The organism is Desulfosalsimonas sp., assembly GCF_055149105.1.
In genome coordinates this window covers 1-16,043 of sequence record NZ_JBSRLA010000004.1, presented here as the reverse complement: position 1 = coordinate 16,043, position 16,043 = coordinate 1, and the positions used below count along the sequence as shown (strand labels likewise).

Here is a 16,043-nt window from a genome sequence, read left to right as displayed (position 1 = left end):
GGATCACCGAAGCTTGATGCCGAACTGGGCAGGAATGGTGGTCTCCAGGCAGCGGCCGAAAATCAGGTCCATCATCTGAGCACTCATTGCTGTTTTTTCTTCAACCACGTTTCGCATTTCAACATCGTAGCGCACGGCTTCCAAAATCGCCTGCCCTGCCCTTTTGCTGTCGCCGGTTTGGCGCCTGCGGCAAAGTTCATCCAGGTATGCATACCCGCATTTTTCCTCGTGGGACTGGATTAACTCCATAATCCAGTCAACCTGTCCAAAAACAGCGGTACGGTCGATTCTGTCCACGTCATAAACCGCCTCTGCGGCCTGGGTGTCCCGGCAGTTCATTGCCCGGCATTCCAGGGGGCGAAAATCGTAGATGGTGCAGGCCTTTTGTTCGGGATCATAATAGATGCACACCGCCGACCTGTTTACGGACTTAACCTTAATGATTTCCTGGTCAGTTACCATCAGGCCGCCGTTTATATTGTCATGCACCAATTCCCCCCGGCGGAGGGTAAACAGGTTTTCCGGGGCAATCTGCTTTTGCAGCACCAGTTCCAGATCTGCTCCATGAAGTGCGGGCCCGCCCTTTTCACAGCAGGTACCGCAGCGCATGCATTGGGTTTGCGAAGTATTCATAGCCTATTCAAATTTTGCCTTAAAACGGGATGAAAAAAGCACAAAGAGCACGAAGATTACACCGTCTTGCAAAAAACGGTGCAATGCTTCGTGCTCCTAGGAAATGTTTAAAGGATACAGGGCCTTATTGGTTTTTGCCTTCGTCCTTTTGTTCTTTGCTGCCTTCGGCATCATCACAGATGGATTTTGGATCCGCAATCAGCCTGAGCATTTCATATTTGCGGTTGGCCTCTTGTTCAATCTGCTGGCGAAGCTTCTTGGATTCCTCCGGAAAAGTTTTTTCCAGGGAAGCAAACCGGGTCTCACCGCCAAGAAATTCCTGCAGCGTGCCATCCGGGGCCTTGGATTCAAGAACAAAGGGATTTTTGCCCTCTTTTTCCAGCTCCGGATTAAAGCGGTACAAGGGCCAGTAACCGCTTTCCACAGCCCGCTTCATTTCCTCCTGGCTCTTGCCCATTCCCACGCGGATGCCCTGGTTAATACAGGGTGCATAACAGATGATCACCGAAGGACCGTCGTACTCGTCGGCTTCCCTAAAGGCACGCATCAGCTGCTGCTTATTGGCGCCCATGGCCACCGAAGCAACATAAACATAGCCATAGGTCATGGCCATGCGGCCCAGGTCCTTTTTGCTCAGCTTCTTGCCGGATGCGGCAAACTTGGCCACCGCACCCGTGGGCGTGCCCTTGGAGGACTGGCCCCCGGTGTTGGAATAAACCTCTGTGTCCATGACCAGGATATTGATATTCTCGCCTGAAGCCATCACATGATCCAGACCGCCATAGCCGATATCATAGGCCCAGCCGTCGCCGCCAAAGGCCCAGATGGATTTTTTGGTAAACACGTCGGCAAAGTCATAAATGGATTGCAGCATGGGGCTTCTGTCCATGCCGGCAAGCAATTGTTTCATTTGATCGCCGTACTTGCGGGAGCCTTCCGCGCTGTTCATGTTTTCCAGCCAGCCGCGCATGGCTTCCTTGAGTTCCTCGGAAATGCCGGCTTCAAGGGCATCGCTGATCATGTCGCCCAGCCATTTGCGCCGCTGGTTGACGGCCAGGCCCATGCCATAACCGAATTCCGCTGCATCCTCAAACAGGGAGTTGCCCCAGGTGGGACCAAACCCATCCTTGTTGGTGCAGTAAGGCACCGAAGGAGCCGATGCCCCCCAGATGGAACTGCAGCCTGTGGCATTGGCAATGATCATGCGCTCGCCAAACATCTGGGTCAGCACCTTCACATACGGGGTTTCCCCGCAGCCGGCGCATGCGCCCGAGAACTCCAGCAGGGGCTGGCTGAACTGGCTGCCCTTGACGGTGTTGCGCTTGGTGAGATCATCGCGGACGGGAAGCGTCTCAAAATACTGCTCAAGGGGCACCTGCTTGGTGCTCTGGGTGTGAATCGGCTTCATGACGAGAGCCTTGGTCTTGGCCGGGCAGATATCGGCGCAGTTGCCGCAGCCCTGACAATCCAGGGGATAAACCTGGATCCGGAACTTGTAGCCCTTGACCTCCTTGCCCACCGCGTCAATGGTCTCAAATCCCTCAGGGGCGTCCTTGAGTTCCTCGTCGGTGAAAAGTCCGGGACGAATGGCGGCATGGGGACAGACAAAGGCACACTGGTTGCACTGGATGCAGTTTTCGGCAATCCATTCCGGCACATTGATGGCAACGCCGCGTTTTTCGTATTTGGTTGTGCCCACCGGAAAGATTCCGTCGGGTTCAAATACTGAAACCGGCAGTTTGTCGCCCTGCTGAATGGTCATGGGGCGCATGACATTTCTGATAAAATCCGGCTCATTGCTGGCCTCAACCGAAGGCAGTCCGGCATCCTTCCAGGAATCGGGATAATCGATCTGCTCCAGATTGGCCACGGACTGGTCAACAGCATCAATGTTCATCTGCACGACCTTTTCGCCCTTTTTGCCGTAGGTCTTGTGGATGTCTTTTTTGAGAAAATCCACGGCCTCCTCAAAAGGCAATACACTGGACACCTTGAAAAAGGCCGTCTGCATAATCATGTTGATCCGGCCGCCGAGTCCGACTTTTTCGGCAATGCCAATGGCGTCAATGTTGTAGAACTTCAGCTTCTTTTCGGCAATGGTGCGCTTCATTGAAGCCGGCAGCTGCTCTTCCATTTCCTCCTTTGACCAGGGGGAGTTGAGCAGAAAGGTTCCGCCGGGCTTGATGCCTTCGAGCACGTCGTAGATCTGCACGTAGTTGGCTTTGTGACAGGCCACAAAATCTGCGGAATGCACCTGGTAGGTGGACTGGATGGGCTGAGGCGCAAACCGCAGATGGGATACTGTCACACCGCCGGATTTCTTGGCGTCATAGGCAAAATAGCCCTGGGCAAACTTGTCGGTGTGATCGCCGATAATCTTGATGGCGCTCTTGTTTGCACCCACAGTGCCGTCTGAGCCAAACCCCCAGAACTTGCACTGGATTGTGCCCTCGGGTGCGGTGTCAAACTGTTCCTCCACCGCAAGAGAGCTGTAGGTCACATCGTCTTTGATGCCCACGGTGAAATGATGCTTGGGCGCCAGGGCCTTCATGTTGTCAAACACCGCCTTGGCCATGCCCGGAGTAAACTCCTTGGAGCCGAGCCCGTATCTGCCGGCATGAATTTCCGGGGATTCACCGTATTCCATAAATGCCGTGCACACGTCCAGATAAAGGGGATCGCCGATGGCGCCGGGCTCCTTGGTGCGGTCGAGCACCGTGATCTGCTCCACGGACCCGGGAAGCGCGGCCAGAAAATGCTCGATGGAAAAGGGGCGGTACAGGCGCACTTTGAGCAGCCCGACCCGTTCTCCCTGATTGTTTAAATGATTGGTGACCTCCTCCAGGGTCTCGGTGCCCGATCCCATGGCCACCACAATCCGTTCAGCCTCGGGATGGCCCACATAGTCAAACAGGTGATAACTCCGGCCGGTTGCCTGGCTGACCTTTTCCATGGTGTCCATGACAATGGTGGGAATGGCCAGGTAATAGGGATTGCAGGCCTCCCGGTTCTGGAAGAAAATGTCCGGATTCTGGGCGGTTCCCCGGATGTGGGGGTGTTCCGGGTTCATGGAGCGGGCGCGGAATTCGCGTATGGCCTCGTAGTTGACCAGATCCGCCATTTCCTCGTAATCCATGACCTCGATTTTCTGGATCTCGCTGGAAGTGCGGAACCCGTCAAAAAAATGCAGAACCGGTACGCTGGCCTCAATGGCGGCCAGATGAGATATCAAAGCCATGTCCATGACTTCCTGAACAGATCCGGAAGCCAGCATGGCAAACCCGGCCTGACGCACGGCCATCACGTCGCTGTGATCGCCAAAGATCGACAGGGCATGGCCGGCCACAGCCCGGGCTGTAACATGAAACACGCCCGGCAGCAGTTCCCCGGAAATCTTGTACATATTGGGGATCATCAAAAGCAGCCCCTGGGATGCGGTAAACGTCGTGGTCAGCGATCCGGCTGCCAGGGCACCGTGGACCGCACCGGCCGCACCGGCTTCAGACTGCATTTCACGGACGTGCAGGCGCTGGCCGAAAATATTTTTCCTGCCTGCAGCCGCCCATTCATCAGCGGTTTCCCCCATTGATGTCGAGGGCGTGATCGGATAGATCGCCGCCACCTCGCTTAAGGCATAGGCCACATGCACGGCGGCCGTGTTTCCGTCGATGGTTTGCATTTTCGCCATGATTTACTTGCTCCTTGGATAAGTTGAATAAATTGAAAGGCTGGTTCAAACCGTTGCTGAAAACCTGCAAAAACAGCAACGATCCTTTAAAATAGTTCGAAGTTCGTCTCAAAATAATAAAAATTAGCCCAAATTGCCAGGGGTGTAAAGAAAAAACTGGAAAAAAACGGTCAAATCGATTTTATAAATTGGCCCCCACGGCATTGGACAGCGCTACAAATTCCTCCACGGACAACGTCTCCGCCCGCCTTGCCCCGTCAATGCCTGCGGCCTCCAAAATCGCCAAAAGCCCCGGGCCGGATATCCCGAGTCCACCACCGCTTAAAGCGTTTTTCAGGGTTTTGCGCCGCTGGCCGAAAGCCGCCTTTACCACCGCAGACAGCCCGGCCTCGTTTTCTGCCGGAAACCGCGGGGAGTGAAAGACAATCTCAACCACCTCGGAATCCACACGCGGCCGGGGATAAAACTGGTTGGCCCTGACCCGGGCCACGCGGGTGACATCAGCGCAATACTGGGTCATGACCGACAGCCGCCCGTATTCCCGGGTACCCGGCACCGCATACAGACGTTGTGCCATTTCCGCCTGGAGCATCAAAACCGCCCGGGAAACAATGCTGCGCTGAAATATCAGGGAAATGATCACCTGAGAGGAAATATTGTAGGGCAGATTGCCGATCACCACCAGCGGTTCCTGCTCTGTTCGGAAGATGGCATCCAGGTCCACGTCAAAAATATTGTCATGGCGGACATCCACATTTCCGACCCCGGCCTGATCCGTGACCGACCGCAGAATGTCAATGAGTTCCCGGTCCTTTTCCACGGCATAAACACTTCTGGCCGCCCGGGCGGCAAACAGGGTCAGCGCCCCTACTCCGGCTCCGATTTCCACCACAACCGCGTTGTCAAGCCGGGCCCGGCGCACGATCATCTCGGCAGTGGACGGATCCGCCAGAAAATTCTGGCCCATGTGTTTTTTGGGCAAAAGCCCGCTGGCGGCCAATAAACGATGCGGTCCGGTCATGGATTTTCTCTGTCTGAATCAATTGCAATCTGCCGGTCATAACAGAACACGGCAGGTATGGGTAAAAGGCGGCAGTTTCAAATATAACACAATTGCCGGCCGGGTCAATTGTCGCCTTTGACTTATGGTGCCGGCAGGCCTGTTTTTCTGTTAAAGGCGGCGCCGGCCCGGCACTCTTTTCTTTTGGTGCCCGACGTGTTATAAAAATTTGCCAAATAACCAATTTTCACGCATAAAGGGCCCGGCCTATGAAAATTTTTGACACCCTGTTTGAAAACAACCGGAAATGGGCTGAAACAATCACCGCCCGGGACCCGGATTTTTTCACGCGTCTCAGCCGGCAGCAAAAACCCCGGTACTTGTGGATCGGATGTTCAGACAGCCGGGTTCCGGCCAGCCGTATAACGGACATGATGCCCGGAGAAATTTTTGTTCACCGAAACATTGCCAACCTGGTGGTGCATTCGGACCTCAGCTGCCTTTCAGTAATCCAGTACGCTGTGGAGGCGCTGGAAATCCGGCATATCATTGTTTGCGGTCATTATGGATGCGGAGGCGTTCAGGCTGCTCTGGAAAACAAAGACCACGGATTGGTTGACAACTGGCTGGGCCACATCCGGGACGTGTACCGCACACACAAAGCCGAAATTGACGCGATTTCCGATCCAAAGGCAAAAGTCAACCGGCTCTGCGAATTCAATGTCCGGGCCCAGGTCATCAATGTCTGTGAAACCACCATTGTGCAAAACGCCTGGAAATCCGGCCGGGAACTTGCCGTCTGCGGCCTGATCTACGGCATTGAAGACGGTCTGCTAAAGGAGCTCGATCCTGGCATTTCAGGGCATGAGCAGTACCGGGCGCTTTTGAAATAAAGACTTTGGGATTTGTTTTGCGGCCGGGGATTGGGCTATGCTATAAACAGCCGCTGTTTGCCGGACAATTGAAAACACATTGATTTGCTCACCCAATACATACGGAGAAATACAAATGGATGAAACCATTTCCATCATGCCTTGCCTGGACATGCAAAACGGGCGGGTCGTCAAGGGGGTTCATTTCGTGGATATCCGGGACGCCGGCGATCCGGTGGAGTGTGCCCGTGCCTACTGCCGGGCCGGGGCAGATGAATTGGCCCTGCTCGATATCACCGCCACAGTGGAGGGCCGGGCCACCATGCTCGACGTGGTCCGCGGGGTTGCCGAAGTCACCACAGTTCCTTTTACAGTGGGCGGCGGGGTCTCTGATGTAAAATCCGCGGAACAGATCCTCAATGCCGGGGCAGACAAGGTTTCCACCAGCAGTGCGGCGTTTCGCAAACCCGAATTGATCCCGGAAATGGTCCGGACTTTCGGCGCGGACAAGGTCACCGTGGCCATTGACGTGGATCAAAACCCGGCCATGGCATCGGGATATGAAGTCTATGTGGATGGCGGCCGCACGGCCACTGGAACAGACGCCATTGAATGGGCCAGGCGAGTGGAGGGATACGGTGTGCCCGTGATCCTGCCCACCAGCAAGGCCGGTGACGGGGCCCGTACCGGGTATGACCTGCCGGTGATCCGGGCCATGAAGCAGGCCGTTTCAGCAAAAATCGTGGCCTCGGGCGGGGCCGGAGAAATGCGGCATTTCCATGAGGCCGTCAAAGCCGGAGCAACCGTATTGCTGGCCGCATCGGTGTTTCATTTCGGCATCATTGACATCACGGAGTTAAAAACCTGGCTGCAAAAGCAGGGCGTGGCCGTGCAGTTGTAAAGAAAACCGGCCGGATTTAGAATTTCAGGGATCGGATTTAAAAATTGTCTTCGCTTGCACGGTGCGGGCAGTAAACGATCACCTGCTGTTTTTGTGCATCTATCCGGATGGCGGCGTTTGGATACATGGAGTACCAGATCCCGATGGGATTTCCCTCTGGATCCAGGATCCGGGCGCCGCGGCCGGAATTAAACCGGTCCCAGACCCTGGGCTCCCAGATAAAATCCACCCTGTGGGCAAAATCCCTGTTGTTGGGAATCACTTCCTGCCAGAGATGCAGGTCAAATGTGTAGGCCGGATCAAGGCCCACAATGGCATAGGGCATGTTGGGCCGGCCGCAGACATAATAGCGGAAATCCTTTGGAACGCGATTGTTCTCAAACATCTGCGTGACACCGGTATCGGTCTCCAGCCGCCCCCACCGGCCGGCAGCGCATCCGCAGATCAGGACCGCCGCCAGGACAGCAGCCGCAGCAAGTCTGGCGCCAGGGCATAACCACTGCATCGGATCATCTCCCCTGTAAGTGTCTGCTTGTTTTTACAGTATGGAAGTTCCCAGGTTCAGGCGATTCTTGAGTTCCTGCTCAATGGCATCCAGTGCGGAAAAACCCGATTCGGTTTCATCAATGGCGCCTCCTGTCTTTTCTGAAATGGCCTGCTTTAATTTCTGCTGCATCTGCGTCCGGTGTTTTTCAAGATCCCGGGCCAGGGAGGCTTTTAAAACATCGCCAAGGCCTGAATCAATGCTGATCTCCGGCTGTGTCAGGGTTCCGCCAAGAGTTGCGGATGCATCAAATGACCGGATATCGCCAAGCGCGGATGCCAGGGCCCGGACCAGGAAATGCTCTTTTTCCCCGGGGTCTACATCAAAGCTGGCGTCACTGACATCAGCGGCAATCTCTGCATCCAGTTCTGCACCGGCAATCCGGATGCTGCCGTCAACAGCATCGAGCCGGGCTTTGCTCAAAACCACCGACATACTGTCCTGATCCAGCAACTGCAGCCTGCTGAGTGCATGCTCGCGGATTTGGAAATCCGCCCTGTCTGCGGGATTTTCCGGATCGGTGCGGTCCAGGCGGCCGTTGATTTTTACACTGCCTGCATTATCAGCCCCGGCACCGGCAAAATCAAACACCAGGGGACGGCCCAGCACCCGGGGATCTGAGGCAATATCGCGGATCTGTCCGGAAACATCCATGCCGCCCATATCCGCAGATACCCGGGCGGTTTTGATCCAGTACTCGGGCACCGGCCGGCTGGAAGCAAATCTGACATCAATGCCTACTCCCCTCTGGCGCTTTTCGGTTTCCCGGGATTTTTCCATCATGGCCGACACATGCGGTGAAAGCCGCAGATACCAGCTCAGGCCGTTTTCCACCCACCCGGCATATTTGGGGCCAAAGATCAGGGCTGACATGTTGCCAATGCCCTTTGGGGAAAGGGCGTATTTATCCGTAAGCCGGGCGGCATCCCGGCCAGGAGCGGCCCGCAAATCCGCAAGTCCGGTTTGCAGCTTCTCCCGGGTGGCGGCCAGATCCTGCCGGGTTTCGCGCAGGGCCCGGAGATCGGCCTGAATGTCTTTTCTTATCTCGCCGGCCTCCCCTGCCCGGCCCAGGGTCCCGAGCAGACCACCGGACTCACCGGAGCCGCCCTTGAGATCATTGATGCGTTTTTTGTAGTCGGCAAAAGTCTCCTTGTCCGGCAGGTTTTCCAGCCTTTGGGAAAAACGGTCCCTGGCATCGGCAATTTCCTGCTGCAGGGTTTCGGCCTGTTTCAGCGTTTCGAGCTGCTCGTTTTCAATGATCTGTCTGGCACTGTCTGCAGTGGCAGAAGGCAGGCGACCGAGCTTTTCGCGCATCTTTTCCGCCACTGAAGTTTCTGGTTCTTCGGAAGGTTTCTCCTTTTTGGCAATGGCGCCGGAAGTTTTTCTGGGCTTGTCAAAACCCACGCCCGTGGCGGACAAATCCTCCACCACCTTGTTGCCCTTGATGATCTCGCCGGTATGAAAGTTCATACGGATCTTTTCGGCCACAACAGCATTGCGCATGGGCGAATTCGGATTGGTCACCTGCAGGCCGGAAATTTCCAGGCCCAGGGGAAAAAGGCTCAAATCGGCATCCGCCACCTCAACCCGGGCACCCACGGCTTTGGTCCCTGTTTTCTCGATCATGTGCCGGACCGCAAAGTCCACCATAACCAGCCAGACAGCAGCCCCCAGCGCCACAATAACAAAAAATGCGGCCAGTCCGGGCCATCGGATAAAACGACTCATACGGAACTCCTCCATCCGGAAACGGTTTGATAGGCTGCATAGATCCGCGATCCCTTGACCATTTGGGCCAGGCGGGTCTTTTGAATCCAGGCCAGAAAATGCTGCCTGTAGCGGCGGATCAGAAAGTTAAACAGGAAATACAGGGGAACGGCCAGCACCAGGGCGGTCACAAACCCGCCCATGACAATGGTATTGTTAAACCCGGTCAAGCGCCAGAAACCCGAATCATAAAGCGTGCTCCAGAAACCCTCCAGGGCCCCGGCTGACAAAACCGCCATGCCGACACCATGCAGCAGGGGATCAATGATAAAAGCCACTGCTGAAAAAACCATCCACCCCAGAATAAACCCGGTGATATTGACCCGCAAAACCAGCACCAAAAAAACCAAAACCAGATGCTGCAGGGTCATCAAGGGCATGAAGGCAAAAAACATGGCCAGACACAAAGCCGCACTGATCTGGCCGGGGTCGGCCTCGGCATTTAAGACTTTCAGCAGCTTTGCCAGCAGAGTTATCATAACTGCGCTCCCTCTTAAAAAAGATATTATTATCAGGTCCAAGGCCGGGCATAACACAAAATACCGGAAGCCAAAGAGCAAATCCGTTCGAATTTATGCCGCTGTTCCACCTTGAAATAAACAGACTGTATGGTATTTTTAAAGGATAATGATACGTTTTTCCGCCACTATTCAAAACCCGAACACAGATAAACAGGCAGAGCCGAATGATCACCGTCACAGAAGAACTTGCGATCCCGGAAAATGAACTCTGGTTTACCGCCTCCGGAAGCGGCGGGCCCGGGGGGCAGCATGTCAACAAAACAAGCTCCAGAATCACCCTGTGGTTTGATGTGGCCGGTTCCCCCAGCCTGGATCCGGAACAAAAAGAACGCATCCAACAGCGCTTGCCCACGCGCATCAATAAAAACGGCCTGCTCCACATCTCGGCCCAGCGTCACCGCAGCCAGACAGCCAACCGGGAACAGACCATTGAACGCTTTGCACAGCTTATCGCCGAGGCCCTGGAAGAAGCGCCGGAGCGCAAAAAAACCCGAATTCCGCGACGCGCAAAAAAACGCCGCCTGGAGAACAAAAAACACCAAGGCCGCAAAAAGCAGCTGCGCACAAAAATTCCCTTTGATGAACAATGACCGGTCAATCCACCGGAAACATTCAAATGCAGATCGCTCCGGACCGCCTTGGTTTTACCGCAAGGCAAAACCCTTTGAAAATCCCGATCACAATGAGTTCCAGCAGCAGGGAAACAAAAAATGCCGCGCCCAGTCCCCATGCAATGGCACGCGGACTCAACGGGACGGTGTAGGAATACTGGTCAAATGTTTCGGCCAAAATCTCATCATTGTGAAAAAACAGCAGGTGAATACCCGCGCGGTACCACGGCCCGGACATGGCCGTCTGCTGGGCGGAAAGCATTTGCCAGCGCCGGTGGAGCTGTTCCACGCTTTGGGCATCCCGGGCAAAAACCGGATCCGAGCTTTTTTTGTAATGGGAGATCAACGCTTCGAGACTGCCGTCAAAATACTGGTCTGCTGTCTGCTGAAACCCGCTGAGGTTTATGCTGATTTCGCGGAAATGGGCATCCACCCGTTTCCGGTACTGATCCATCACCGCCGGAAACTGCACCCCCACCATAAGCGTGCAGGCAAACACCAGTATCCGGAAATACCCCCTTGCCACAAAACTCTCCCCGCTTTATCCTGCAACCCGGCTAAAACCGGTCGCAGGGCATATTGGCCAGAATCCGCTCAACCTCCTCGTCAATGGATTCAACAATGTCCTGTAGGGCAATCTTGACGCCGCAGCCCCTGCAGCGGAAAAAAATCTGATCTCAGGTACCGGTCAACCGCAGCGTGGAGTGGGTACACACCGGGCACGGCAGCCTCAAAGAATTAAAAAAGCCCTGCATACTGATTTCCCCGAAAATCCGAAAAGTGTAAAGTTCCCTGAAATCATTTTCTGATAAAAAACGTTGACCTGAAGCGCCTGCCCTGACAATAAAAAACATAAGGTTTTTCTTGAATATATCAGTAAATTTCAAGTGGCGCAATCATCTTCGGCATCTGACATGCCTTGTTTTTTAACCAAAAGAAAAGGAAAGCCGTCCATGGCCCGGTTTGAAGAACTGGATCCGGAATTTCGGCAAGCCGTGTTTGAACGGCTTCAAAAACAGGTGCCATTCTGGAATCTGCTGGGGATGGAACTGACAGACATGAAAAAAGGATGGGCCCGGCTCAGGCTGCCGTTTTCCGAAAAACTGGGCAATGCAGGCGGCATCGCCCATGGGGGTGCGATTTTTTCCCTTGCCGATGCCGCTGTGGGAACCGCCCTTACCGGCATTGCCCGCAAAGATGCATCCATCAGCACCATTGAAATGAAAATCAATTACATCAGGCCTTTTTCCTCGGGATGCATTTATGCTGAAGCCGTGATTCTCCATAACGGGCGCAACACCGCCCTGGGCGAGGTGACAGTCACCGATGGGGAAGAAAACCTTGTGGCCAGGGCCATGGCCACTTATGCGGTGATCCGCAAATACTGACCCGGCAGGCAACGTTTTTCAGGAATCTGGGGAAAAGACAAGTCATTTGCCGGTAACCTGTTTAAACACTTGACTTATATAACTGAATTGTCTATGCAGAAGAAAGTCAAACAATCAAAATTATTTCAAACAAATCGCAATTGAAGAAAAACAAGGAGCGATCAATGACACAAAAAAAACGCAATCCCAGTTTTGATGCCATGATCAAATTCTTTCTCAGGCAATACAACATCGCCACAAAAACCGAGATCAACCGGCTGACCGCAAAAATCGAGGAACTCGAAAAAACTGTTCGCAAACTCGCCGGCCCCCAAAGCCCCAAGACCCGGCGCAGCAGCGGCAAGACCGCATCCGACCAGGTGCTCAATGTCATCAGCGATATGCCCGACGGCGCCCGTCTGGCCGATATCAAGTCCAGAACGGGTTTTGACGAAAAAAAACTCCGAAACATCATTTACCGGCTGGGCAAGCAGGGCAAAATCAAGCGCAAGCGCCGCGGGATTTATGTGGCCTCATAACCGTCTGCCTGCCCGGATCCGGTCAGTTTCCTCCCGGCATCCCCTTAACCGATAGAATATCTGCACAGAGTATCTTTACGCCGGCGCCGCAGATATGCTATCGGTTTTTTCGTGCCTGAACAGTTGATGGCACCGTAAAAAGTCTGACTTCAGATGGCGCCGTAAAAGTCTTTTTTAAAGGCAGTGCCAAGTTTGAAGTGATTAAGAGGTAAATAAAATCAACCGGAGAAATATATCCATGGAAGATACAGAAGATCCCCGCAACCCGGGCCTGAAGCCCGGAGATCAAAAGGGCGGCTTTCGCATTGAAAAGATGATGGAACTGCCCGAGATAAACGGATTTTACTACGAACTCAAGCACCTGCCCACGGGGGCGGCCCACATCCATATCAGCCGGGATGACCCTGAAAACGCCTTTTCCGTGGTGTTTAAAACCGTGCCCGCCGATTCCACGGGCGTGGCCCACATCCTGGAGCACACGGTGCTGTGCGGCTCACGCAATTATCCGGTGCGCGATCCGTTTTTCTCCATGATGAAACGAAGCTTAAGCACCTTCATGAACGCGCTGACCGCTTCGGACTGGACCATGTACCCCTTTGCCACCCAGAATGAAAAAGACTTCTACAATCTCATGTCCGTCTACCTGGATGCCGCCTTTTTTCCGCGCATTGACGAACTGAGCTTCAAGCAGGAAGGCCACCGGCTTGAATTTGAAACCGATCCGGCAGACGGCGGGCAGCACCTGGTTTACAAGGGTGTGGTTTTCAACGAGATGAAAGGGGCCATGTCCTCTCCCGACCAGGTAATGGGCCGGTCCCTTTTAAACGCCCTGTACCCGGATACCACTTACAGCAACAATTCCGGCGGTGATCCGGAACAGATCCCCCTGCTCACCCATGAGCAGTTAAAGGCGTTTCACGCCCGGCATTATCATCCGAGCAACGCCTATTTTTACACCTACGGCAATCTGCCCCTGGCCCGGCACCTGGAATTTATCGAAGACACCGTGCTTTGTCAGTTCTCCCCCATTGACCCGGCAACAGCGGTGCCGTCCCAGCCCCGGTGGAGCGAGCCCAAAACCGCCGTGTATTACTACCCAATGGACCCGGAGGAAACCACGGACAAAAAGGCCCAGGCATGTGTGGCCTGGCTGACCGCAGACATCCGGGAGGCTTACGAGGTGCTGGTGCTTTCGGTGCTCGAACAGGTGCTGCTTGGTAATCCGGGCGCGCCCCTTCGAAAGGCGCTCATGGATTCCCAGCTGGGATCGACATTAAGCGACGGCAGCGGCCTGGATGCCGACAACAAGGACACCCTGTTTGCCTGCGGACTCAAGGACGTCAATGCCGAAGATGCGGAAAAAATCGAAACAATCATCTTTGAGGTACTCTCTGATCTGGCTGAAAACGGAATCGAGCGGCGCCTTGTGGAATCGGCCATTCATCAGATCGAATTTCACCGAAAAGAGGTCACCAATACCCCGTTTCCCTACGGGCTCAAACTGCTTTTGCGCTTCTGCGGCGACTGGCTCCACCAGGGACAACCGGATGTGGCGCTCCAGTTTGACAGCCTGGTCAGACGGTTTTTCCAGGAACTGGAGACCACAGATCTTCTGGAAAACCGGATCCGGAAATATTTCATCAACAATCCCCACCGGGTACGCATGACCCTGGAACCGGACCCGGAGCTTTATGAAAAAAGGCGGGCCCGGGAAGAACAACACCTGGCTGCCATTGAAAAAGACCTCACAGAAGACGACCGCGAAAAGATCCAACAGGATGCGCAAAAACTGGCACAGCTCCAGGAAAGCCAGGAGGATCTGTCATGTCTGCCCAGGCTTTCCAAAACCGATATTGCCCCGGATATCCGGGTCGTGCATCCCTCCGGGGTGGTTGAAAAACCCCCGGTGGAGCTCTATGAGCAGCCCAGTTCCGGGATACTGTACTGCAAATCCGTATTCGGCATCCAGAATCTGGATCCGGATTTGATTGACCTGCTGCCGCTTTTCTGCCACGCCATGACCCAGACCGGCACGGCGGACTACGACTATGTGGAACTGGCACGCAGAATTGACCAATACACCGGCGGGATAGGTTTTTCCGTGAGCGCTTCGCGCATGTTTTCCCAAAGCAGTGCGGCCTGCCTGCCTGTGCTCAATTTTTCGGCCAAGTGCCTGTCAAGAAACATTTCCAGTATGTTTGACCTGATCGGCGACATGGTGAGCCGATATGCTTTTTCTGACACAGACCGGCTCCGGGACCTGCTTCTGGAAGTTCGCGCGGAAATGGAGTCCAGCGTGGTGCATAACGGCCACCGGCTGGCCATGTCCCTTGCCGCAAGAAATTATTCCACAGCCAGCGCCTTAAATGAAACCTGGCACGGGATCCATCAGATCAGAACCATCAAAAACCTCACAGCCGATCTGGACACGGAAAAGTTAAAGACCCTGGCCGCCAACCTGGAGCGGATTGCCAGAACGGTTTTTCATGAAAACAACGTGCGCACGGCCTTAATCGGTGAGCCCGCAGACCTTGAAACCGCACTTCCAATGGCAAAAGACATCTGCCAAAAAATGCCCCCGGCAGCCGGATGCGGATTTGAGCCCCCGGATTTTACCGCAGATCCGGAAATCCCCAGGGAGGGCTGGGCCACGGCCACGGCCGTGTCCTTTGTGGCCAAGGTGATTGAAACCCGGCCCATGGATCACCCGGACGCGCCGGTGCTGGCGGTGATCAGCAAACTGCTCAAGTCCATGTTCCTGCACCGGGAGATTCGTGAAAAAGGCGGGGCCTACGGCGGCTTTAGCCTTTACCAGATGGAAAACGGGCAGTTTTACTTCGGCTCCTACCGGGATCCGCACATTGTCCGGACCCTGCAGGTCTATGACGCAGCCGCGGACTTTATCACTTCAGGCGATTATGACAGGGAAAACATCGAGGAGGCTGTGCTGCAGGTCTGTGCCGATCTGGACCGGCCCGACCCCCCGGGTCCGGCAGCATTCAAGGCTTTTTACCGAAGGCTCATCGGCCTGTCAGACGAGCTGCGCAGAAATTTCAAGCAGGGGGTGCTCGAGGTGGACCTGGAGCAGGTCAGAAATGCCGCAGACAAGTATTTCAGCACCTCCGGGGCTGATGCTGCAGTGGCAGTGATTTCCAGCCAGGATCTCATCGAGGAGGCAAACCGGCAGCTGGGGGACCGGGGCCTTATCCCTTACCGGATATAGCGGCCCCACTCAAAGGACAACACAGGAAGCGGTTCAGTCCGTACTGCCGGCGGGAGCAAGTATTTCTTTTAAATGTTCTGCGGCTTGTTCTGACAACCCCCCGCCGGCAAGGGCGATTTCAATGGTGTGCCGGCCCAGCACCCGGTAAAGCTCCAGCCGTGTAGGCGCTTTTTGTCCGATCGCGGCCAGATGCCCTTCCACGGTTTCCACATCGCCCCGGGCAATGGGGCCGGTCAGTGCCCTGGGAATGCCGTTTTTTTCAATGTTGCCCAAAGTGCCGGTCACAAGGGGCTTTAGCACATTCCAGGAATCCGCCGGGGCCACCCCGGAGACCATGATCAGCTGCAGTGAAAGATTCATGAGAGTGACCAGGTAAT

Annotated in this window: 15 protein-coding genes; 6 read left to right on the top strand and 9 right to left on the bottom strand. The window is 54.8% G+C overall.

What is annotated here, in order from left to right; genetic code table 11:
• Nucleotides 1-3 precede the first annotated feature (3 nt).
• From ACTCIA_RS01560 to rsmA, 3 genes are all read right to left on the bottom strand, one after another.
• Nucleotides 4-633: a YkgJ family cysteine cluster protein gene (locus ACTCIA_RS01560; protein ID WP_463000050.1), complete on the bottom strand. Its 630-nt coding sequence runs from the start codon at nt 631-633 to the stop codon at nt 4-6.
• 124 nt (nt 634-757) lie between these two features.
• Entirely contained in the window at nt 758-4,321 is a 3,564-nt protein-coding gene (nifJ, locus tag ACTCIA_RS01555; RefSeq protein ID WP_463000049.1) for a pyruvate:ferredoxin (flavodoxin) oxidoreductase, read from the bottom strand.
• A 181-nt stretch (nt 4,322-4,502) separates the two neighbouring features.
• Nucleotides 4,503-5,342, bottom strand: a complete 840-nt coding sequence (rsmA, locus tag ACTCIA_RS01550; RefSeq protein WP_463000048.1) for a 16S rRNA (adenine(1518)-N(6)/adenine(1519)-N(6))-dimethyltransferase RsmA — start codon at nt 5,340-5,342, stop codon at nt 4,503-4,505.
• Nucleotides 5,343-5,590: 248 nt separating this feature from the next.
• On the opposite strand from rsmA, the gene can reads away from it, so the two are divergent.
• Nucleotides 5,591-6,214: a carbonate dehydratase gene (can, locus tag ACTCIA_RS01545; RefSeq protein WP_463000047.1), complete on the top strand. Its 624-nt coding sequence runs from the start codon at nt 5,591-5,593 to the stop codon at nt 6,212-6,214.
• Nucleotides 6,215-6,329: 115 nt separating this feature from the next.
• Nucleotides 6,330-7,094 (top strand): imidazole glycerol phosphate synthase subunit HisF, encoded by a 765-nt coding sequence (gene hisF, locus ACTCIA_RS01540; protein ID WP_463000046.1) that lies wholly within the window; start codon nt 6,330-6,332, stop codon nt 7,092-7,094.
• Nucleotides 7,095-7,131: 37 nt separating this feature from the next.
• Here the strand turns inward: hisF and ACTCIA_RS01535 are convergent, their stop codons facing one another.
• Genes ACTCIA_RS01535 through ACTCIA_RS01525 form a run of 3 tightly spaced genes read right to left on the bottom strand, consistent with a single transcriptional unit; the run spans nt 7,132 to nt 9,884 of the window.
• Nucleotides 7,132-7,599: a hypothetical protein gene (locus ACTCIA_RS01535; RefSeq protein ID WP_463000045.1), complete on the bottom strand. Its 468-nt coding sequence runs from the start codon at nt 7,597-7,599 to the stop codon at nt 7,132-7,134.
• A gap of 33 nt (nt 7,600-7,632) precedes the next feature.
• Nucleotides 7,633-9,366 (bottom strand): TIGR03545 family protein, encoded by a 1,734-nt coding sequence (locus tag ACTCIA_RS01530; protein ID WP_463000044.1) that lies wholly within the window; start codon nt 9,364-9,366, stop codon nt 7,633-7,635.
• Nucleotides 9,363-9,884, bottom strand: a complete 522-nt coding sequence (locus tag ACTCIA_RS01525; protein ID WP_463000043.1) for a TIGR03546 family protein — start codon at nt 9,882-9,884, stop codon at nt 9,363-9,365. Before ACTCIA_RS01525 ends, ACTCIA_RS01530 begins: the two co-directional genes overlap by 4 nt.
• A 206-nt stretch (nt 9,885-10,090) precedes the next feature.
• Between ACTCIA_RS01525 and arfB the strand changes: the two genes are divergently transcribed.
• Nucleotides 10,091-10,516, top strand: coding sequence for an alternative ribosome rescue aminoacyl-tRNA hydrolase ArfB (gene arfB, locus ACTCIA_RS01520; protein ID WP_463000042.1), 426 nt, complete (start codon nt 10,091-10,093; stop codon nt 10,514-10,516).
• 22 nt (nt 10,517-10,538) lie between these two features.
• Here arfB and ACTCIA_RS01515 read toward each other — a convergent pair whose 3' ends face one another.
• Together ACTCIA_RS01515 and ACTCIA_RS01510 are read right to left on the bottom strand one after the other, a co-directional pair.
• Entirely contained in the window at nt 10,539-11,063 is a 525-nt protein-coding gene (locus ACTCIA_RS01515) for a DUF2937 family protein (protein WP_463000041.1), read from the bottom strand.
• Between the two features lie 31 nt (nt 11,064-11,094).
• Nucleotides 11,095-11,208, bottom strand: coding sequence for a dual CXXC motif small (seleno)protein (locus tag ACTCIA_RS01510; RefSeq protein WP_353740029.1), 114 nt, complete (start codon nt 11,206-11,208; stop codon nt 11,095-11,097).
• Nucleotides 11,209-11,490: 282 nt separating this feature from the next.
• Here ACTCIA_RS01510 and ACTCIA_RS01505 point away from each other — a divergent pair, with 282 nt between their 5' ends.
• From ACTCIA_RS01505 to ACTCIA_RS01495, 3 genes are all read left to right on the top strand, one after another.
• Nucleotides 11,491-11,925 carry a PaaI family thioesterase gene (locus ACTCIA_RS01505; RefSeq protein WP_463000040.1) on the top strand — a complete coding sequence of 145 codons (435 nt, stop codon included), beginning with the start codon at nt 11,491-11,493 and terminating at the stop codon, nt 11,923-11,925.
• 164 nt (nt 11,926-12,089) lie between these two features.
• Nucleotides 12,090-12,443: a hypothetical protein gene (locus ACTCIA_RS01500; protein WP_463000039.1), complete on the top strand. Its 354-nt coding sequence runs from the start codon at nt 12,090-12,092 to the stop codon at nt 12,441-12,443.
• 238 nt (nt 12,444-12,681) lie between these two features.
• The gene (locus ACTCIA_RS01495) at nt 12,682-15,666 is read left to right on the top strand and encodes an insulinase family protein (RefSeq protein ID WP_463000038.1); all 2,985 of its coding nucleotides are present in this window, start codon (nt 12,682-12,684) and stop codon (nt 15,664-15,666) included.
• Nucleotides 15,667-15,699: 33 nt separating this feature from the next.
• On the opposite strand, the gene ACTCIA_RS01490 is transcribed toward ACTCIA_RS01495, so the two are convergent.
• A partial coding sequence (locus tag ACTCIA_RS01490) for a DUF2520 domain-containing protein (RefSeq protein ID WP_463000037.1) occupies nt 15,700-16,043 on the bottom strand: 344 nt, incomplete at its 5' end.